Origin of the sequence: Achromobacter sp. (assembly GCF_032102605.1) — a bacterium.
Classification (GTDB): domain Bacteria; phylum Pseudomonadota; class Gammaproteobacteria; order Burkholderiales; family Burkholderiaceae_B; genus Achromobacter.
Map to the genome: position 1 here is coordinate 1 of NZ_DAMDGT010000001.1, position 18,718 is coordinate 18,718.

Genomic DNA, 18,718 nt, shown 5'->3' on the forward strand with positions numbered 1-18,718 from the left:
ACTCCTCAACAGAAAATTCTACTTCTGGATCCAACGCTTTTACGGGGGGATTACCCGGCAAACCCAAGCTGCTGGGCATCAGCAAACGCGGCGACAAGAACCTCAGGCGGCTGCTAGTGCAGGGCGCGCGAGCAATCATGCAACGCATCGAGCGGGCGCACGGATCGGCTGGGCGTCTGGGTGCTCGAGCTGCTGGCAAGGCGCCACTCGAACGTGGTGGCCTGTGCGCTGGCCAATAAATTGGCGAGGATAGCCGGGGCCATCCTCACCAACGGAACGAACTACCGAAGTGAGCAGGCTGTTAACGCAGCCTGACCTTCATCACCGTTTTACGCAGTCACTTCCTGACGGATTGAGAGAAGCAGATGCTCGGGGGAAAGCTGCATCCCGCAATCGATAGCCACGCGGCTTGCGATCCACTGTACCTGAGGTGCTGGCGGGTCCCCTGCTGCCACGCTGCTTTCGTCGTAGCTCACGCCATAGCAGTTCGGCTCTCAACAGCGCCTACTTGCGACCCCGGGGAAACGGGCGGATGACATAATTCTGGCCGTGCTGCTCGCAGTCGTCCACTAATTGATGCCACGCCCGAGAGCTGGTCAACCGCGCCCCGCCCAAGCCGGGATCTTGGCCGTCGGCCGGAATCTCGGAAAGCCGCACCCCATCAGTGGTATCCATAAGGCTGGTCTCTCGGATTTCTCGATCCAGGTTGCCGTCCCATTGAACTAGACTGCCATCTTCCAGCCAGTACAGCCACACCTGCGTATTGCCGTCACGCCACTTATACCCAATGAGGCAAAAATGGTTTGTGCCGTCCTGCTTGTTAAAGTATGCGACGCGCTTCTTTATCGCCCGCTCTGGCTGCTGGTAGTACGGGCTCGCCGCCACCTCGAAGTGCTCGTCCGGCGGAATACGAAACGGTGCGTCAGGTAAGCCGCTCGCACAGGCAGAAAGAGTGAAGCTAAGCGAAAAAATTCCAAACCAAGCTTTCATTTTAGCGACCATGAATCATTTCACCTTCAAAACTTTTGCTCGATATTCCGGAGTTAAGGTGTAGAAGTCTTGCCCCCCTAAACTTCTGAAATGCTGGAAGTTTGGACCTGGACTCGTTGCGCCCTGTGTTCTCCATCCGTAGAGCTTGGTCGGACAAGGATCAGCAATCGGCGGGCTTCCCGCCACTGCAATAGCGTCTGCCAGTAATTCACGATACGCCGCGAAGCGGCCGTGCGTTCCATCATTCGCCGAGTCAACGACTCTCTTGATGAGTGCCATCTTCCTTTCGGGCAGGTTGGGATAGTCGGGGAACCCTTCCACCTGGCCGGGGATCATGACCACTTGTGTCATCGTGGCTAAGGTCTGGTTCGCGGCGGTTCTGGGACTGTTTGAAAAATGGTGAGCCCCTGCCTCGAGTCGGTTGCGCAATACTCGCATTATCCATTGCATGGATTGGCGCGCTTCTGCGTTGCCAGCAAATTTCTTGTGCTCAGGCCCAATGGACTCCAAAATTAGCATTCTGCTCAGCATTCCTAGTTCGGAGTCCTGAGCAGGCAAGTGCAGGTACGGGAGAATTTTGACGCGGATCCGGGGAGTATTTGCATCGACTACATTAGCACGGCCATCATTGACGTATGCCGTCACCTCGGCCACTCTCTCCTGACGCACATCCTTGGCCACGACAGCTAATTTGACGGATTGCTCGAGATTCCTGTCATCCGGCGTGTTCTCATGAATCGACAATAATCCAGGTGCGTTGGACTTGAGGAGTAGGTGCTTCCTGTTTGGACCCAGGCCCACGACCTTGATTACGAGAGTATTGCCCTGCACCATACGAATTTCGGCGGGCAGCGCGGACCGGTCATTGCGGTGAAGCTTAGCCATACAACTTGTTAAGACCTCGCAAGTGAAAACGGCGGACATTGGCATCCGCTTTCCGTTGTTTACTTCTGAGGCCGAAGCCGCGATATAGGGCGTGTCTGAGATCCTAGCTAAGAAACGTCGGATCGCAAAAAGTAGCCTAAAGCGTCATCATCCCTTTGTTTTGTAGGGAGCGAAGCGGCGGGATCGCCAAGCAATTTTGTGAGGTGGGCGCCGAGCACGTCAAACGCTTCCTTACGCTGTGGCACCATAGTTTGGCGTTGGTAGGTGCGTGTGGTCTTTTGCCTTTTTGTGATTCAGGCACAGGTCGATGACATCGCACGAGATATCGAGATCTTCCTTGACGTACTGTCACATCTCACGGGGCCGTGTGATTTTATTAAGACTGCAACCGATTTGGGACTACAGGGGCTAGCGTGCGAAAGGTCATTGAGCGTGATGAGCTGTACCGGCAAGTGTGTAAAACTTCGATGAAGGAGCTATGTAGGAATATGGCCTATCTGACAATGGTCTGAGAAGGATCTGCAAGGCCCTGTCTGTTCCAACACCTTCTGCAGGACACTGGATGAAGCTTGAGGCAGGAAAAGCAGCGACTAGGCCTCTTCTCCCGCCCGCGGCGGGGGCACAAGAGTCGTATGTGCTAGAAACGCCCGAAGATCCATCTCAGGCTGAGGGTAAGCGAAGTCCCATGACCGCGGACTTGGCCGATCGTATAGCCGCAGAGGCGGATGACGCTTCGCGTATCGCTATGCCACCTGCTGGGCGCTGGCATAGCGCTTTGATTCCGTTTCGCAACTGCGTGCTGGAACGGGTTAACGCATGGCAGCAGGAAGAAAAAAATTACGAAGCGAGCCAAGCGAAAAAAACACTTCGGTCGCGGCGAGAGCCCTCGATGGACGGCTATAGGTGGAAATCGCTTATCAGCGAGGGGAGCTATCTTTTCCCAAGCATAAGACTGTAGCAGCCAGAGTCACGCTCCACTCCTACGAGCGTGGATTGGCTGTACTAAATGCACTCTGTTTCGCGGCGGAGGAATGCACAGATGGCGGGGACGGAAGCTGACCGTGCGCCGTAGCGTGCCTCGGCGCACGGCGGATGATTGACCTCACTGCTTAGCACACGCTCGCGGGCACGGAGCGGTCAAACAACGTGGCGAAGGGATAAATGGCGGGCGCTGCGTTAGACAAACGGTCGTTGCACTCTTAACGCGTCTGGGCTTAATGCGCCGACACACGCCAAGCAACTGAGAGCTGAATGCCACGGAAAACGGCATCGGCCCACTGGAACGGCTTGAAAACGGAAGAGCGCCCCAGCTCAAGGTGAGTCTGAGGCGCTCCTGCCCGGCTTCGCACGCGATGGGTGTCAGACAGCCCGGCAACTTCAATCTACTGCTCGGTCCGATAGTGAGCAATAGGGGAAACCCTCGGGCGGAAATGGGGGTGGATGGGGGAGGGGACGCGGCTGCAGGCTATCGGGCGAGGGATGGCAGACGTGGACCATGGACGCATCGCAGTCGATGGGGCGGGTGTTGCGAAGGGACGAGTTTCACAAGAGTGATTCGACGCTCCGTTTGGGTGAGCATATTGTGTTGATGTGTCGAATACGAAGCAGACGCTGCGCAAAAACGCTGATTTAGTGCGACGCCCACTAAAGTTTTCGTCCAGATGGCCGTTAACGCCGATACAGCTCACGTCCCCTGGAAGCACGCCGCTATGTTCAACATCATTTCCATCGTCCTTACGATCGTCGCACTGATCGCTTGGGCAATTCACGCGCAAAAGAAGCGTCACCAGGCCTTGCTCGCAAAGTTTCGCGAACATAATCAGCGACTCGGCACGTCTTTTCCAGACGACAGCGTTGAGAGCGATCTGATTCTTGCCGATAAGGACAACAAGGTTGTCATTGCGTTCGATCCGACCACCCAGAAGCTGTGCATGGTGTCGGGGAAGAAAGATCCGGGCGAAGTGCTCGACTTTTCCTACATCAGGCGGTGGCAGTTGAAGTGGACGGAGAGCTCCGGCAATGGCCGCCTGTCTTTCCAGAATGTTCATTTTGACTTTTCCACAGGCGATCTCAAACGACCGTTGATCAGGTTCCCCGTCGCCAACAAAGCGTATGGCGACACGTGGAACAGCCGGCTTGGAATTCTGTTCGGCAACTGAGCTGCTTTTGCCTCGGCGCGTTAGCGGCGGAAGTCACCTCAAACATTGGTCTTGCATCCCGGTCGACGATGGTCGGCATGGACTGCGTCAATGATAGCGATCATGCGGTGGCTTCCCCGTTGCTGAGGTAGTGTTATTCAACTTCCCACTCCACGGCCAAGTCGCCTTCGGTGTGGGCGACGCGACCAGCCGGTAAAGACGTACTCTCACGGTCATCGACATGTGACAGCACTGGCGCATACGCGCCGCCATTCGAAAGTCCTAAGCCGCCGACAGGCTGCGCGTTTTACCTCCTGCAAGAAACGCAGAACGTCGCCTTCCAACGCGTCCCGCTGTTCCCGCCGCTGGTGTTGCGCCTGCGTCGCTCGGTGTTGGTGCGCGTGAAGCACCGAAGTCGGAACAGGCTTTTTGCGTGACGCGTTTTCCATCCGCTCAACTTCCGCATCCACTCAGGCGCTGACTGGGTTTGCGTGGAGACTCGCGCCTCGAGAAGCCGTGCCATGGGGCTCTCATCTGCCGTTGGATTTGCGATGGAGGCCAAACTGCCCCGCAACTTCGCTCTACCGCTTGGCTCGGCGGCGCACCACGGCCCGACCGTGGCTTGGAGCCAGGTGCGGAGAGCATTAAGTGATGTGCGGCGCCATGGACTTTGCTGCTTCGCAAGAGATGCTGGGCCGCCGGATGGCGCCGTATGTCGGTCGCGAGAGCGGAATCTTAACAATGGGTTGGATCGGGCGTCGAGAGCTCGCGATTTTCTCGCTGCGTACCTGATCCCCCCCGCTGCATGAGTGATCCGCGCTGCGTGAGTGATCCCAGCGCACCGTCAAGGAGGCTGCGTCGCTTTGCCCGCCTCGGCTTCCACGAATTGTGTGCCCCTCCCTCGCTTGCGACACTGAGCTCCACATTCACTGCACTGGAGAGCAGACATGGCGAAGAACCTTAAGCGTCAATTGGGACAGGGCATGACGGAGTACATCGTGGTCGTGGCGTTGGTGGCCGTTGCGGCGATTGCGGTGTATCAATACTTTGGGCAAGTAGTCCGTTCGCAGACGGCCGCCATGGCGCGTGAACTCGCGGGCGAGGACGGCAGCACGCAATCTCGTGCTGCACAGCAGGCCGCGCAGAAGGCTGCGGCACAGACCAAGGCGCGATCGCTCAAGTCGTTTACCGGCAATGCCGAGAGCGCAAATTGAATCCGCATTCGGTCATGACCGCGGACTATCAGCATGGCCAGGCGTTGGTTTTGGGCATGCTGGTCGCGGTGGTGGGCGCGGCGTCGCTGGTGGTTTTGTACAACCTTGGCCAGACAGTCGAGGCCAAAAGCCGCCTGACGCACGCGGCGGACGCGGCAGCCTATAGCGGCGCACTTGCGCAGGCTCGAGCGCTCAATAGTCTTGCCTATGTCAACCGCAGTCAAATCGCGCACCAAGTGGCCATGGCGCACCTCGTCACGCTGGGCGCGTCCGCTCAATACCTGCATTCCATGCAGTCGCAGCGCAGCCGGGGCAACCCGCCGGCCAGCCTGATTGCGATGCTGTTTGGGCCCGACATGGGCAGTGCATACCAAAGTGCAAGTGCGCCATCCGATGCCAAGGCGCGGCTGGCGCGCGCCTTTGACCAGCACGATCGCGTCGTGCGTCGGGTTCTTGAGGTCGCTGCACGTGAAGTCGTTGCCGATCTTCAGCAATCACGGGACCGCATCATGCGCAGGGTGCTGGCTGCGAACTATCCCGCGCATGCAGGCGTCGGCGATGCTGGCGCGGCTGCTTCATCGCCCCTGAGTATGCAACTCCTGACGGATGGGTGGCCTGGATACACCGAGAGCAGCGCCGCCACGCGCAAGATTGGTTTGCGTCCCGCAACCGAAGAAGCTGCGGGGCGCTACGGCTTTCTGGACAGCCGCAGCCAGACTCGACGCAACGGATGGATGGTGGACCCGCGCTGTCCGTTGCATCGCCATGAATTAAGAAGGCGCGGGTCGACGTGGCTTGGGCCCGATGGCCGCTGGGGCGCGATTGACACCCAGTCGTATCACGCCTTGCGATCGAACCGTTGGGTGGGCTGCTACTACCGCGAGTACGCGATGGCCTGGGGAACCGCGCAGGGCGAAAAAAGCAATGCGCCGGCCGATCTGGAGTACGTCGAGGAGCCGCCATTGGACTTCTCGCAGGAAGACTTTTGGCGTTGGGTAGAACAGTCCACGTCGTGGGATATTTTTGCAGGGGCCACCAACCCTATGGCGAACTCGTATGCGATGGCGGCGGCCCAGCGCTGGCCTGGTGGAGGGCTGCCTGCCTATCGCGAGATTGCGATGTCGCGCGCTGCGGCACCCTTGCGTTTCTCGCTTGCCGTCAGCCTGGGATCCGGCGTGCTCAAGACGACGGACGCAGGCAGCGCCGTGGCCGCGCCTGGCGGCCGGTTTCGCTATGCGGGTCTGGGACGGTCGGGCGCGGTCAAAGTGAGCAGCGCCGCAGAAACCTATTTCTCCCGTCCGGAGCGTCGCGCGGATGGCCGCGGAGAGCTGGCTACGCTTTTTCGCCCGTACTGGCAGGCTCGACTTTCCGCGGTGACGCAGCAAGAAGCCTTGCAGGCAAGGATGGCGCAATGACGACCCGACGAGTTCGCCAGCATGGGCAGGCAGTAATCGAAGCCTTGCTGATGCTGCCCCTTATGGCGTTGTTGCTTTGGGCGACGTCAGGGATTGGCTCGCTGCAGTATTCGGCGCAGCAGACAACCCAGGCCGGCCGCAAGGCCGTAATGTCCGCTGCACAGGGGCAACCGATGACGGCGTTAAAAGCTCCGGGCGGGATGGACTTGTCCAGCGCCGCCGAGGTGCTTTCTGGAGTGTCGCCGCCGCAGGCGGCGACACTGCAGGACGAGTGGTTTGGCGCTGCATTGACGCTGCTGTCCGTAGAGGTTCGAACGCAACCGCGTCGCACGGACGCGTTGATCGGACTGCCTATCTCCCGGCGCCTTAGCGTAGCCGGCGGAGCGGGTTACGCGCACGGCGATGCAGATGGACAACGCCGGGTAGGAGCCGCTCGCACGGGGTGGTCGCAGGCAGGCCGCATGTCGTTATCCGAGGCAGGCCGGATGCAGCGTCCACTGGAAAGGGTGGACGCGCCATGGGGCCGTCCGAAGCTGTCGCTGGATTGGCTTTCGCCTTGGGCTGATGTTGTGCCTGCGGATCGACTGAGCAAACGCGGGGATGGGAACAAATGAAACTGGTCCAATTCGTACTTCAACCACTTGAGGAGCAGTTCCGCATCGTCGCGTGGACGGCGGGAATTGTTTTTCTTGGCGTGCTGACCGTCGCGCCGACGGGCGCACGCGCGTCCGCGGGTGTCGCCAGCCTTGATCGCTTGCGTCTTCCGCCGGGTGCCTCATATGAGATGCTCGCGGAACGCTTGTGGCTGCACGGCGTACCGGCGCAAGTGCTGGTCTTTGACGTGCCGCAAAGCCCGGCTGCGTTGGCCCGCGGTTTGTCTGCGCAACAACCCGCCCTGAAAGATCTGCACGTGCTGCCGGGGCAACTGATCCTGTCCGGTCGCGTTGGCGAAGATCGATGGGTCGCTCAAATGGAACGGGCGGGCGCCGGGCGCACGGTTGGCAGCATTTCCGCGGTCAGTGTGCGGGCCGCGCCGACGGCCCCCAGGCCCACCTGGCTGCCTGACGGTGCACGGGTCAGGATGGACGTTGCGGTGACGGAGGCCGGCGCTAAAGTTTCCGAGCGCATCTGGCAGCACGCGTTGCCTCCTGAAAAAATGGCGGGCCTCCTTGAGACCGGGCTCCGGCAAGCCGGCTGGAAGCAGGAGCCGCCTGCAGACACAGGGCAAGCGGACGGATTGCGCATAGGCGCGGGCCAATGGTGGACTCGTGAGCGCGAGCGCATGAAGCTGTGGCTGGTTCCAATGGAGACCGGCAGCGGCTTGCGAGCCATCGGGTGGGCGCCATGATGGCCTGGATCATTCGCAGCGTCGCGCGCTTGCGCCGCGCGGGCGTCTATGGCCTTGCCGTGATGGCGGGTCTGGTGGCCGCCTGGGCGGTGCGTGAACATGTTCAGCAGCGGGTGCAGGCTCTGGAAGCTGAGACGCGCACACCGTTGGTACGACGTCTTGTGGCGGCCTACGACCTTCCCGCTGGCACGCTGCTGGACGAGGTGCACATTGCCGTGCGCGAGCTTCCGCAACTCTGGGCACCCGGCGCCAGCGTCGATCCCATGGACCTGGGCAGCGTGATCGGGGCCACGCTTATTGCGGACGTCGCGCATGGCGAACCGCTATTGCGAGGATTCCTGACCTTCAACGCGCCGGTTCCCGCGCTGGCGTCCCAATTGCGCGCGGGACAAAGGGCATTCACCGTGGCGGCAGCAGACCTTGGCGGCCTTGCAGATATGCTGCGGGCGGGCGATGCCATCGACATCTACGTGACATTCACCCATCGCCAGCGTGATCTCACCGTCCCGGTCCTGCAAGGCATGCATGTTCTGACGGTTGGCAGTGGCGGTGATGGCGCAGGCAACATCACGCTTGCAGCAACTCCGGATGAAGCGACCCGTTTCATCGCTGCAAGACAAGCCGGTGCGCTGACCGCAATGCTGCGTCATCGTGACGATTCAGCCCCAGTCAGCCAGTCGGCCCAGAGCGATCTGGCCTCGCTCATCGGATTGGAACCGGATCCAAAGCCTGCGCCCGGCGTGGCGATCCTGTATGGCGACCGCCTGGATGCGCGCGCAGGCTTCGACGTGGAGCGGCCATGATGCGAAGTCCATTCATCCTTGCGCTATGCCTGTTTCTGGTATCGATGCCCGCCTTGGGTGAAACCGAATCGCTTGAATTGCAGGTGGGCGAAACCCGGGTCCTGCCGCATCCGGGCGTCAGGCGCGTAGCGATCGGCAACAGTCAGATCGTCAGTGCGGTTGCGGCAGAGGGCCGGGAGGTCGTGGTGTTCGCGCGCGCCGAAGGGGTGTCGTCGGTGCATGTCTGGACGGGCCGCGACCGCATCGCGGCCTACGAATTGCGGGTGGTGCCGGCCGGAACGCCGCGCTTGCGTGATGAGGTCCAGAGTCTGCTCTCGCGCATTCCGGGGGCACGCAGCACCAACGTCGGGGGACGTATCCTGATCGAGGGCGATGACCTCTCCGACGACGATCGCGCGCGCATCGCAGCCTTGGCGGACCGCTATCCCAACGTGCTGGACTTCACCGGCCAGGTGGGCTGGGATCGCATGGTGTTGCTCGACGTCCAGGTCGTCGAGATTCCGACGTCAAGATTGCAGGAGTTCGGCGTGCGCTGGGACGGCGTGACGCAGGGCGGAGTCAACGCGGGCTTGGCATGGGACGGCGGGTCGCGCGGCCGCATCACCAGGCCGGGCGAGCAGATTATCGAAACGGCCGCTCCGGTGTCGTCAGCGGCGGGCTACTTCGGCGTCAATGCCTTGCTATCGGCTCGGATCGCCGCGTTGGCTCAGACAGGCGAGGCCGTCATGCTCGCCCAACCGCAGTTGTTGGCGCGCAGCGGAGCCAGCGCCACGTTCCTGGCGGGTGGAGAGGTTCCGTACGCATCGACCGATTCGCAGGGCAATGCCACGACGCTGTTCAAGCCTTATGGTGTGTCGCTGAACATCACTCCTCGAATCGACCGCAACGGCGTCATACGGTCCTTGATCGAGGTGGAGGCAAGCTCGGTGGACACTTCGATGAGCCTGCCGGGCGGGCCGGCCTTGCGCACGCGTCGCGCCTCTACGGAGTTCAACGTGCGTTCGGGCAATACGCTGGTCATTGGAGGCTTTCTCTCTCGCGAGCAGGGCAACGAGGTCAGCGGTCTCCCCGGCTTGCAGAACATTCCAATTCTCGGCGCCTTGTTCTCTTCTCGCCGCTATCAACGCCGCGAAACGGAGTTGGCGATTTTCGTAACGCCAAAGATCGTGTCGCAAGGCGAGCCCGCCATGGCCGACCGGGTGCGGCGTGGACGTGACGCGCTGGACACCGCATTTCCGGAGCCCCCTCGACTTGGAACCGCGACGCCCGTGGATGCGGGCGGCTGGGATCCTTATGCCGGCGAAGGCTCCCAATGGACTGGCCGTCCGCTGGGGGCGAGCCCGGTGTGGCCGGAGTAGACGATGCTCAAGATAGAAATGACCTTCGAGGACGCTGCGCAGCGCAGCGTGGAATTGCCGGCGCCGATACTGATCGGAAGGGGCGCTCAGTGCGGCCTGCGCCTTCCGACGTGGAGGGTCGGGCGGCAGCACGCCCGGCTGCTGTTGGAAGAGGCGGCTATCGTCCTTGAGGACTTGGGCACGCTTGCGGGAACGATGGTGAACGGCGTGCGAGTGGTCCGCCATTCGCCGGTGCAGCCGGATGACGAGATTCTGATCGGACCATGTCGGCTGCGCGTTTCGCAGGCCAGAGGGCACAAATCCACTCCGGACGGCTTCGAGGCGGCCGCAGTCCCGCCCCTCGCAGTCACCATGCCCACACGGCCAGTGGCGCAAGCGAACACCGAATTGCCGGGCGCGCCGCTGCCAGCGACATCGCAGCAGCGCCTGCATGATCGACGCCGATTGCATGCGGCCTTGCTTGGCGCGCTTGACCTGCGCAGGCGGGACGTGGCTGGCATGAGCGATGGCATGCTGCGCGCCGAAGCCGAGCGTTTGCTGACGCAGATCGTCGCCTCGGACTCAGACCTTCCCGAGGCCGACAGGACGGCGCTTTGCCGTGACGTGCTGGACGAAGCGGTAGGCCTTGGGCCGCTGGAACCGCTATTGGCCGCCGCTGACATCACCGAGATCATGGTCAATCGCTACGACGAGATCTACGTCGAGCGCGCAGGCCGTCTGTGGCGCCAGCAGACGACATTCACCAGCGAGCAATCGGTGCGCTGGGTGATAGAGCGCATCGTGACGCCACTGGGACGGCGCATCGACGAAAGCTCGCCCATGGTGGATGCGCGCCTGCCCGACGGCTCCCGCGTACACGCCATCATTCCACCGGTTGCAATGAAGGGAGCAAGCCTGACCATACGGAAATTTCCTCAGCGGCGCCCGCAGATGCCGGACCTTATCGCGCTGGGCGCACTCAGCGGCGCCATGGCGCAGTTTCTTGCGCTTTGCGTAAGGATGCGCAAGAACTTGGTGGTCTCCGGCGGAACGGGCGCCGGCAAGACGACACTGCTGAATATTCTGTCCAACGAAATCCCGGATGGCGAGCGAGTCGTCACCATCGAGGACGCGGCGGAACTGCGGCTGAACCACGACCATCTGGTCGCGCTCGAGGCGCGTCCGGCCAACCAGGAGGGTAGAGGGCGCATCGATATCCGCGAACTGGTGCGCAATGCGTTGCGCATGCGGCCAGACCGGATCGTCGTGGGCGAGTGCCGCGGGGCAGAGGCGTTCGACATGCTGACGGCGATGAATACCGGCCATGAAGGCTCTCTGACCACGCTGCATGCCAACTCTCCACGAGATGCGCTGGCACGCTTGGAGGCCATGATACTGATGGCAGCCCTGGACCTGCCGCTGTCGGCGGTGCGTGAGCACATTGCGGCCAGCGTGGACATCGTCGTGCAGCAAGCGAGGCTGACGGACGGGCGCCGCATCGTGACGTCGATCGTTGAAGTTGCAGGGATGGAAAGCGGGCGCATCCAGTTGCAGGACCTGTTCCGCTACGACCGCACTGCGGGGTTCCTGGGATGCGGCGCAATGCCGAGCTTTACCCAGGAATGGGCGGAAATGGGAGTCGACCTGGATGCCACCTGGTTTTCGGACGCCGCGGGTTCCTCGACCGAGTCCGCGACCTTTCCGCTGGGGCTGCCATGATATGGATTGCGGCAATTGCCACCATGCTCTGCGCCGGCATACTGGTCTGGCGCGCGCAGAACTGGTTCGCGCCCGCGCTAAGGCGGTACCGCGAAGTCTATACGCAGGAAGCGGGTGTGCGGCTGAGTGAAGTCTTCCTATTCATCGACCCGGCTCAGTTGTGGGCGGCGGCCGTCGGCTGCGCCGTGGTGGCGGCGGCGCTGGCCTTCTCAGCGACCGGCAGCGGCCTGGCCGCGGCGATGTCGGCCGCGCTGGCATCGCGCCTGCCGCGTTGGATCGTGGACGGATTGCGCCGCCGGCGGGCGCGACGCTTCGAGGAACAACTGCCCATGGCACTGTTGATGCTGGCGTCGGCGCTGCGGGCGGGTGTGGCGTTGAATACCGGGCTGCGACACGTCGTCGACCAGAGCGGGGCGCCACTGGCGCAAGAGTTTGGCCTGATGCTGCGGGAACAGCGCCTGGGCGTGCCCTGGGACGTCGCGCTTGAAAACCTGCTCATCCGCATGCCCGCCGATTCGACATCGCTGGTCGTGGCGGCCATGCGCATCGCGGCGAAGACGGGAGGCAACCTGGCCGAGGCGCTCGAGAGCATCGCGCAAACCCTGCGGGCGCGGCTGCAGTTGCAGGCCAAGCTGTTGGCCCTGACGTCCCAGGGGCGGTTGCAAGCCTGGATCGTGGGCGCGCTGCCTTTGCTGTTGCTGGCGGTGCTGGACCGGCTGGAGCCGGACATCATGTCGTTGCTGTGGCGGACCCCGATGGGGTGGGGCGTGCTGGCGATCGTGGCCGTGCTGGAAGTGGCCGGGGTGCTGCTGATCCGGCGCATCATGCGTATCGATATCTGACAGGAGGCCGAGATGTGGCTTTACATCGGCATGGTCGCGGCGGCGGGCGGGACGGCGTGGCTCGCCTGGGTGGTATTGAGGCCGTTGCTGACGGATGAGCCGGGGGTGGCCCATGCGATGCCATGGTGGTGGCGGGCGGCGTGGCCGTGGATATCGGCGGTCGCGCCACTCGCTGGCCCGCTGTGCTCGTGGCGATGGCGGCTTCGGCTGGCGAGGGCGATAGAGCAGGCCGCTTTGCCACCCGGCGTAGGCTACGCGCACATTGCCGCGCTGTGCGGCAGCGCCGCCATGGCGGCCGGCGCGTTGGCCGGGGCGATCGCCGCGGGGTTTGCAGAAGCGGGAACTCCGGCGTGGATACCGTGGGCGAGCGCGGCGTGTATTGCAGCCGGAATGGCGCCGGTCCTATGGTTGCGCAGTCTTGCCGTGCGGCGGCGTCGCGACATTGAACGCGATCTTCCTTTCGTGTTCGACATGATGACGCTGTGCGTGGAAGCTGGACTGGGCGTGCAGGGTGCCCTGCAATTGGCTGCGCAAAGCGGGCCGCCGGGCGTGCTGCGCGATGCCCTGGCGGATGCCTTGGCTGAAATGCGGACGGGGGTATCGCGAACTGCTGCAATCAAATCGTTGGCCGAGCGCAGCAACAGCCCGCTGGCTCGTAATTGGGCGGCGGCGCTTGCGCAGGCCGAAGCGCTGGGAGCCAGCCTGGGCCCCGTTCTGCGCGCCCAAGCGGCGCAGTGCCGCAGCGATCGCCACATGCGGGCGGAACAATTGGCGATGCAGGCGCCGGTCAAGATGCTCCTGCCCCTCATTGGCTGCATCTTCCCCTGCACATTTATCGTGCTGGCGTTTCCGATCGCGGTCCAATTGATGCAGAGCGTGCAATGACCGTGCCGAAGAAGCTATCCGCCGGCCGCCTCCGCTTGTTGGCGGTCACCACGTGGCAAGGCCGGATGCGCGGCCTGCTCGGGCGGGCGCCGCCAGGGCCGCGGACGGGGATCTTGTTGCGGCCATGCGCTTCGGTGCATACCTTTGGCATGCGATACGCCATTGACGTGGCGTTCGTCGGGCGCGACGGGCGGGTCATGGCGCTACGCCGGGAAATGGCGCCATGGCGGGTGGCGCTATGCCTGCGCGCTGTCGCCGTTGTCGAGATGCGCGCTGGCGTTATTGATGCCGAACACGGAGGTATAGGCCGGGTAGAAGCTGCAGTACAGTACGCCGCCCGCGGCAATATTGAACGGAATCTGCAGAGTGCCCGCCAACTGGGGGGACAGTCCGATGGCGACGAGCAGCCCGGCGCATAGGTCGATGAACAGGAACACCATGATCCAGCAGGCGCCATAAACCAGGAAGGGCAGCTTGTTGCGCCAGCAGGCGATGCCGGAGAAAAAGAGGGCTTGAGTCAGCCGCAGGCCATGCCAGGCGACCAGCACCGGCGCATGCCAGAACAGGGCCGCAATCACGACATACGAGATCGCGAACAGCATGAGCGGCAGGGCCATGGCCGACAGGACGGGCTCCATGCTTTTCTCGACCGACGCGATGCGCATGCCTTCCATGATCGATTCGGAAAATGGCAGGAAGATGAGCAGGCCCGTCACCATGCACAGTGCGGCGTACAACACGCCCATCAAGAACAGCTTGCGGAAAACGCCCGGTTGCTTGAGCGGCTTGCCCCACATGGACGGCAACATGACGCGATCGGCCTCTACATGCTTGCACGCGGACAGAGTCATCAGCGTGATGATGGGCATCAGCGCCACGACCAACATCGGACCGACGGGCGGGGTCGCGGTAGCGAAAACGACCAGGAGGCTGATCGCCATGGCCCACGTGAACATGGCCAGGGGCTGCTTGCGGAACAGCCGGAAACCGTCTCGGACCCAAAGCCAGCCGGACGTCGCGGGAAGAAATGCTGCTTGCATGGCTCTCTAAATGGAGTTGTCTCGGATTAGGGGCGCTGTTCCCATTATGGGGGGCGTAGCAATTAGGGCAATATTGGCAGGGCCGAGCGGTGGCGCGCTTGCAACACTCTTTCGAAGTGGCGCGGGTCGTGCGGCTTGAGGGTCTGGGCCGGCCGGGGCAGGAAAAAGTCGTAAAGGCGGGACAGCCAGAACCGCAGGGCGGCCGCCCGCAGCATCAGCGGCCAGACTTCGCGTTCCGCGTCTGTGAAGGGGCGCATGGCCGCATAGGCGCTGAGCCAGGATTGCACGAGTTCCGGGACAAATTCACCAGTGTCGCGTTCAATGCACCAGTCGTTGACGCTGACGGCCACGTCGAACAGCCAGGTGTCGCAGCCAGCGAAATAAAAGTCGATGATGCCGCCCATGAGCGGATCCTCGAAAGTGCCGGCGAACAGGACGTTGTCACGGAAGAGGTCGCAGTGAGCCGGGCCCGATTGCAGGGACTGCCATGCCGGTGTGGCGGTGGCCGCCTGTTGTGCGGCCAATTCCGACGTAAGCAGTTCAGCCTGGGTCGAATCCAGGAACGGCATGACCTTCGGGGCCGTCTCCAGCCACCAGGAAAGGCCACGCAGATTGGGCTGGCGGATGGGGAAGTCCTGCGCCGCCACGTGGGCGCGGGCAAGGGTGGCGCCGGCCAGGGCGCAATGGGCGGGGCCGGGGGCCGGTTCGTAGCCGCCCGGCAGCCGCGAGACAATGGCGCAAGGTTTGCCGTGCAGTGTGGTGATACGAGTGCCGTCGCGCAGCGTCTGAGGCTGGGGCACCGGGATGCCCCGTTCCGCCAGGTGATACATCAACTCGATGTAGAACGGCAGTTGGGCCTGGGTCAGCACCTCGAACAGCGTCAGGACGTACTCGCCGCGGGTCGTGTACAGGAAATAGTTCGTGTTTTCGATGCCCGCCGTGATTCCTCGCAGCGAGACAAGCTCGCCCAGATCGAAATGCGCCAGGAGGGCGCGCGCGTCGTCGTCGGAAACGGGGGTGAATACGGCCATGGAAGTTCGAAGTGAGGGTTAACGGACGCGCGGACATGCCTGGACGGCAGCGGCGCGGCAATTTTAGACCACATAAGGGGCCCGTCCCGAGGCATTGGTCCCGCTGGCTGAACAGGCGCTCCGGGCAGAATGTCGCCAAGCACCGTAAAATACCGCATCCCCTTGTTTTGTAGAGCTATTCTTGGACTCCCCCGATTGGCGGCTTTGCGTCGCCCCGATGATCGACGTCACCGATCGCCACTGCCGATACTTTCACCGGCTGCTGGCCCCGCGCGCTCGCCTGTACACGGAAATGATTACCACGGGCGCGCTGCTGCACGGCAATGTTGCGCGCCACCTGGACTTCGATGAAGCCGAGCATCCCGTGGCCTTGCAGCTTGGCGGCAGCGAGCCCGACGCCCTGGCGCATTCCGCCAAGCTGGGCCGTCAGTGGGGCTACGACGAAATCAACCTGAATTGCGGTTGTCCTTCGGAGCGCGTGCAAAAAGGCGCTTTTGGCGCCTGCCTGATGGCGGAACCGGCGCTGGTGGCGGACTGCGTGAAAGCCATGCAGGACGCCGTGGACATTCCCGTTACCGTGAAGCACCGCCTGGGGCTGGACTATGACGAGTCCTATGAATTCGTGCGGGATTTCGTGGGCAAGATCTATGACACCGGCTGCCGCATTTTCATTGCCCACGCCCGCAATGCGGTGCTGAAGGGCTTGTCTCCCAAGGACAATCGCGAAATCCCGCCGCTGCGCTATGACGTGGTTACGCAGCTGAAGCGCGATTTTCCCGATTGCACATTTGTGCTGAACGGCGGGCTTGGCGACGCGGGGCAGTCCGTGCGCGCCGCCGAAACGTTTGATGGCGTGATGCTGGGTCGCGCCGCATGGCATACGCCGCGCGTGCTGTCCGAGGTGTCCCTGCAATTGTGGCCGTCGGTGCGGCTGCCCAGCGACGCACAGGTCGTGGATGCCATGACCGAATATGCCGCCCGGCAGGTTGCAAAGGGTGTGCCGCTACGGGTGATGACCCGTCCGATGCTGGGGCTGGTAAATGGCCAGTCCGGGGCGCGCCGGTGGCGACGGATGTTGTCCGACCCGGCCTTGCTGGCCGCGAACAACCCCGAATTGATCTATGACGCGTGGCGCAGCCAGCGCCATGCGCCAGGGGCGCGCGACGCCGCACATGAGGCGGCGCCGGCCGGGATCTAAGGGATGAAGGGCGGCGCGGCAGCGGCCGCGCGCGCCAGGACAGGCCTAGGTTTGAGCGGGTTCGGCGTTCTCGGCGGGCCAGTCCCGGATGTAGGCCTTCAGCATGTTGTTTTCGAATTGCTGGGCCGCCACGATGGCTTGCGCCATGTCGTAGAACGAAATCACGCCCATCAGGGTCGGGCCGTCCATGACGGGAATGTAGCGCGCGTGTTTTTCCAGCATCAGGCGCTGCACTTCGTCCGCGCTGGTGTTGGGCGACACGCTGACCGGCGCGTCGTCCATGATCGAGCGGATGGTGGTTTCGCCGGCGCCGCCATGAGCGTGCATGTGGCGGATGATTTCGCGGAACGTGAGCATGCCGGTAAGGGTGCCGAATTCCATGATCACCAGTGAGCCTATGTCCTGTTCGCTCATGGTTTGCACGGCCTGGGACACAGGCATGTCCGGCGACGCCGTATAGAGCGTGTCGCCCTTGACGCGCAAAATCTCGCTGACCTTCAACATCGGTATCTCCTGGGGCGCTTTACGCCCGAATTGCTTTGCTATTTCTTGTGCGCTTCCAGCTGCAGCAGCACGGGAGCGACGCCATTTCCGGTATTTTGCGCTTCTCCGCAGAGTTCTTCCAGCGTTGGCGTGTCTTGCGGCGCATTCACAAACGACGCGACGCGCAAAATCTCGGGATCGTTGCGCACGCGGGGGCGACTGCGGTCGAGCAGAAATCGGTCCACGACTGGCGCAAGGGACGTTTCCCGCGCGTCGCAGGTAAGCATCCAGTTGTCTTCGGGACTGCGTGTTGCAAGCCCCATCGCGCTCAGCGATTCCAGTACTTCATTGAGCTCGTCCTGGTGCAATCGCAATTGGGCGGCCAGCTCGTTTGCCGGCAGGCCGCCTGGCGTGGACAACTGCGCCTTGCGCAGCGCTCGCAGGGCGTCCAGTGCGTCGACAAACGACGCGCCCGCATAGCGGTTGATCTGCCAGCGGCCCAGCCTGATGAGAGGCGCGCTGGACGCCAGCGTGGCGCCGAGCAGCACCGCCAGCCAGGACAGGTAGATCCAGAGCAGGAAGATGGGCAGGGTGGCGAACGCGCCGTAGATGACGGTGTAGGTGGGGAAGCGCGTCAGATAGTAGGCAAATGCCGACTTCATGATTTCCAGCACGATGGCGGTGACGCAGCCCCCGATCAGCGCGTCGCGCCACAGGACATCGCGGTTCGGGACCACGACGAACAGTGCGGCAAATCCCAGGCCCGTGAGGATGAGCGGGATGAACGAAACGGCCACGCTGAGGACCTCGGGCACGTCTTTGACCAGGCCCAGTGATTCCCGGGCCACGAAGGACGTTGCCCACAGGCTCGCGCCGGCCAGGACAGGGCCCAGCGTGATGATGGCCCAGTACACGAGCGCCCGCTGCGGCAGGGGGCGCTGCCGCGATACGCGCCAGATGTCATTGAAGGCCTGGTCGATCGTCATGATGAGCAGCAGCGACGTGATCAGCAGAAATCCGCCACCAATGGCGGTCAGGCGCGAGGCCTGGCGCGCAAACTGGTTCAGGTAGTCCATGATGTTGTCCGATACGGACGGCGGCATCAGGCTGTTGGTCAGGAAATCTTCAAGGGCGACCCGGAATTCCTGGAAAACGGGGAATGCCGTGAATAGCGACAACACCACCGCCAGCATGGGCACGATCGCCAGGACGGTGGTGAAGGTGAGGCTGGACGCAACCTGGAGCAGTTTTTCTTCGTTGGCGCGTTGCCCGACGAAACGAAATACGCGTGCGGCCCTCGCGACCCTGGAAGTGCGCGAGGTCGATTTTTCGGTGACCGCCGGCTTGGCGGCGGCGGGCTCGGCAGGGCGATCCATCAGGCGATAATAGC

General features: G+C 62.7%; 17 protein-coding genes and 2 pseudogenes. 13 read left to right on the plus strand and 6 right to left on the minus strand.

What is annotated here, in order from left to right:
• Positions 1-315 (plus strand): annotated as a pseudogene (locus tag RT614_RS00005) (transposase); the annotation flags it as partial.
• A 189-nt stretch (positions 316-504) separates the two neighbouring features.
• Here RT614_RS00005 and RT614_RS00010 read toward each other — a convergent pair.
• The gene (locus tag RT614_RS00010) at positions 505-1,002 is read right to left on the minus strand and encodes a hypothetical protein (RefSeq protein ID WP_313619389.1); all 498 of its coding nucleotides are present in this window, start codon (positions 1,000-1,002) and stop codon (positions 505-507) included.
• A 3-nt stretch (positions 1,003-1,005) separates the two neighbouring features.
• On the minus strand, positions 1,006-1,914 hold the full coding sequence (locus RT614_RS00015) for a hypothetical protein (RefSeq protein ID WP_313619391.1): 909 nt from the start codon (positions 1,912-1,914) through the stop codon (positions 1,006-1,008).
• 1,670 nt (positions 1,915-3,584) lie between these two features.
• Here RT614_RS00015 and RT614_RS00020 point away from each other — a divergent pair.
• The 11 genes and pseudogenes from RT614_RS00020 to RT614_RS29040 all read left to right on the plus strand — a co-directional run.
• A complete protein-coding gene (locus tag RT614_RS00020) occupies positions 3,585-4,034 on the plus strand; it encodes a hypothetical protein (protein ID WP_313619392.1) in 450 nt (149 codons plus the stop codon).
• A gap of 926 nt (positions 4,035-4,960) precedes the next feature.
• Positions 4,961-5,227 (plus strand): hypothetical protein, encoded by a 267-nt coding sequence (locus RT614_RS00025; protein ID WP_313619393.1) that lies wholly within the window; start codon positions 4,961-4,963, stop codon positions 5,225-5,227.
• A 14-nt stretch (positions 5,228-5,241) separates the two neighbouring features.
• Positions 5,242-6,642 carry a pilus assembly protein TadG-related protein gene (locus RT614_RS00030; protein ID WP_313619394.1) on the plus strand — a complete coding sequence of 467 codons (1,401 nt, stop codon included), beginning with the start codon at positions 5,242-5,244 and terminating at the stop codon, positions 6,640-6,642.
• Positions 6,639-7,256, plus strand: a complete 618-nt coding sequence (locus tag RT614_RS00035; protein ID WP_313619396.1) for a pilus assembly protein — start codon at positions 6,639-6,641, stop codon at positions 7,254-7,256. Before RT614_RS00030 ends, RT614_RS00035 begins: the two co-directional genes overlap by 4 nt.
• Positions 7,253-7,990, plus strand: a complete 738-nt coding sequence (locus RT614_RS00040) for a hypothetical protein (protein ID WP_313619398.1) — start codon at positions 7,253-7,255, stop codon at positions 7,988-7,990. Before RT614_RS00035 ends, RT614_RS00040 begins: the two co-directional genes overlap by 4 nt.
• Complete coding sequence (gene cpaB / locus RT614_RS00045; RefSeq protein WP_313619400.1) at positions 7,987-8,793, plus strand: Flp pilus assembly protein CpaB; 807 nt, start codon at positions 7,987-7,989, stop codon at positions 8,791-8,793. Before RT614_RS00040 ends, cpaB begins: the two co-directional genes overlap by 4 nt.
• Positions 8,794-8,837: 44 nt before the next feature.
• Entirely contained in the window at positions 8,838-10,151 is a 1,314-nt protein-coding gene (locus RT614_RS00050) for a type II and III secretion system protein family protein (protein WP_313620611.1), read from the plus strand.
• 3 nt (positions 10,152-10,154) lie between these two features.
• Positions 10,155-11,849: an ATPase, T2SS/T4P/T4SS family gene (locus RT614_RS00055; RefSeq protein ID WP_313619401.1), complete on the plus strand. Its 1,695-nt coding sequence runs from the start codon at positions 10,155-10,157 to the stop codon at positions 11,847-11,849.
• Positions 11,846-12,691, plus strand: a complete 846-nt coding sequence (locus tag RT614_RS00060; RefSeq protein ID WP_313619403.1) for a type II secretion system F family protein — start codon at positions 11,846-11,848, stop codon at positions 12,689-12,691. Before RT614_RS00055 ends, RT614_RS00060 begins: the two co-directional genes overlap by 4 nt.
• Positions 12,692-12,703: 12 nt before the next feature.
• Positions 12,704-13,576 (plus strand): type II secretion system F family protein, encoded by an 873-nt coding sequence (locus tag RT614_RS00065; protein ID WP_409558411.1) that lies wholly within the window; start codon positions 12,704-12,706, stop codon positions 13,574-13,576.
• Between the two features lie 65 nt (positions 13,577-13,641).
• Positions 13,642-13,806 (plus strand): annotated as a pseudogene (locus RT614_RS29040) (DUF192 domain-containing protein); the annotation flags it as partial.
• Between the two features lie 6 nt (positions 13,807-13,812).
• On the opposite strand, the gene RT614_RS00070 reads toward RT614_RS29040, so the two are convergent.
• Together RT614_RS00070 and RT614_RS00075 are read right to left on the minus strand one after the other, a co-directional pair.
• A complete protein-coding gene (locus RT614_RS00070; protein ID WP_313619405.1) occupies positions 13,813-14,616 on the minus strand; it encodes a BPSS1780 family membrane protein in 804 nt (267 codons plus the stop codon).
• A gap of 62 nt (positions 14,617-14,678) precedes the next feature.
• A complete protein-coding gene (locus RT614_RS00075; protein ID WP_313619406.1) occupies positions 14,679-15,647 on the minus strand; it encodes a homoserine kinase in 969 nt (322 codons plus the stop codon).
• A 217-nt stretch (positions 15,648-15,864) separates the two neighbouring features.
• Here RT614_RS00075 and dusA point away from each other — a divergent pair, with 217 nt between their 5' ends.
• Positions 15,865-16,845, plus strand: coding sequence for a tRNA dihydrouridine(20/20a) synthase DusA (gene dusA, locus RT614_RS00080; protein ID WP_313620612.1), 981 nt, complete (start codon positions 15,865-15,867; stop codon positions 16,843-16,845).
• Between the two features lie 45 nt (positions 16,846-16,890).
• Here dusA and RT614_RS00085 read toward each other — a convergent pair whose 3' ends face one another.
• Complete coding sequence (locus RT614_RS00085; protein ID WP_313619407.1) at positions 16,891-17,349, minus strand: CBS domain-containing protein; 459 nt, start codon at positions 17,347-17,349, stop codon at positions 16,891-16,893.
• 38 nt (positions 17,350-17,387) lie between these two features.
• Positions 17,388-18,704, minus strand: a complete 1,317-nt coding sequence (locus RT614_RS00090) for a YihY family inner membrane protein (RefSeq protein ID WP_313619409.1) — start codon at positions 18,702-18,704, stop codon at positions 17,388-17,390.
• Positions 18,705-18,718: the final 14 nt, after the last annotated feature.

Excerpts from the sequence above, each read along its gene's own strand:
- RT614_RS00010 (WP_313619389.1), bottom strand. The coding sequence starts at position 1,002 with ATGGTCGCTAAAATGAAAGCTTGGTTTGGAATTTTTTCGCTTAGCTTC.
- RT614_RS00015 (WP_313619391.1), bottom strand. The coding sequence starts at position 1,914 with ATGTCCGCCGTTTTCACTTGCGAGGTCTTAACAAGTTGTATGGCTAAG.
- RT614_RS00020 (WP_313619392.1), top strand. The coding sequence starts at position 3,585 with ATGTTCAACATCATTTCCATCGTCCTTACGATCGTCGCACTGATCGCT.
- RT614_RS00025 (WP_313619393.1), top strand. The coding sequence starts at position 4,961 with ATGGCGAAGAACCTTAAGCGTCAATTGGGACAGGGCATGACGGAGTAC.
- RT614_RS00030 (WP_313619394.1), top strand. The coding sequence starts at position 5,242 with ATGACCGCGGACTATCAGCATGGCCAGGCGTTGGTTTTGGGCATGCTG.
- RT614_RS00035 (WP_313619396.1), top strand. The coding sequence starts at position 6,639 with ATGACGACCCGACGAGTTCGCCAGCATGGGCAGGCAGTAATCGAAGCC.
- RT614_RS00040 (WP_313619398.1), top strand. The coding sequence starts at position 7,253 with ATGAAACTGGTCCAATTCGTACTTCAACCACTTGAGGAGCAGTTCCGC.
- cpaB (WP_313619400.1), top strand. The coding sequence starts at position 7,987 with ATGATGGCCTGGATCATTCGCAGCGTCGCGCGCTTGCGCCGCGCGGGC.
- RT614_RS00050 (WP_313620611.1), top strand. The coding sequence starts at position 8,838 with ATGCCCGCCTTGGGTGAAACCGAATCGCTTGAATTGCAGGTGGGCGAA.
- RT614_RS00055 (WP_313619401.1), top strand. The coding sequence starts at position 10,155 with ATGCTCAAGATAGAAATGACCTTCGAGGACGCTGCGCAGCGCAGCGTG.
- RT614_RS00060 (WP_313619403.1), top strand. The coding sequence starts at position 11,846 with ATGATATGGATTGCGGCAATTGCCACCATGCTCTGCGCCGGCATACTG.
- RT614_RS00065 (WP_409558411.1), top strand. The coding sequence starts at position 12,704 with ATGTGGCTTTACATCGGCATGGTCGCGGCGGCGGGCGGGACGGCGTGG.
- RT614_RS00070 (WP_313619405.1), bottom strand. The coding sequence starts at position 14,616 with ATGCAAGCAGCATTTCTTCCCGCGACGTCCGGCTGGCTTTGGGTCCGA.
- RT614_RS00075 (WP_313619406.1), bottom strand. The coding sequence starts at position 15,647 with ATGGCCGTATTCACCCCCGTTTCCGACGACGACGCGCGCGCCCTCCTG.
- dusA (WP_313620612.1), top strand. The coding sequence starts at position 15,865 with ATGATCGACGTCACCGATCGCCACTGCCGATACTTTCACCGGCTGCTG.
- RT614_RS00085 (WP_313619407.1), bottom strand. The coding sequence starts at position 17,349 with ATGTTGAAGGTCAGCGAGATTTTGCGCGTCAAGGGCGACACGCTCTAT.
- RT614_RS00090 (WP_313619409.1), bottom strand. The coding sequence starts at position 18,704 with ATGGATCGCCCTGCCGAGCCCGCCGCCGCCAAGCCGGCGGTCACCGAA.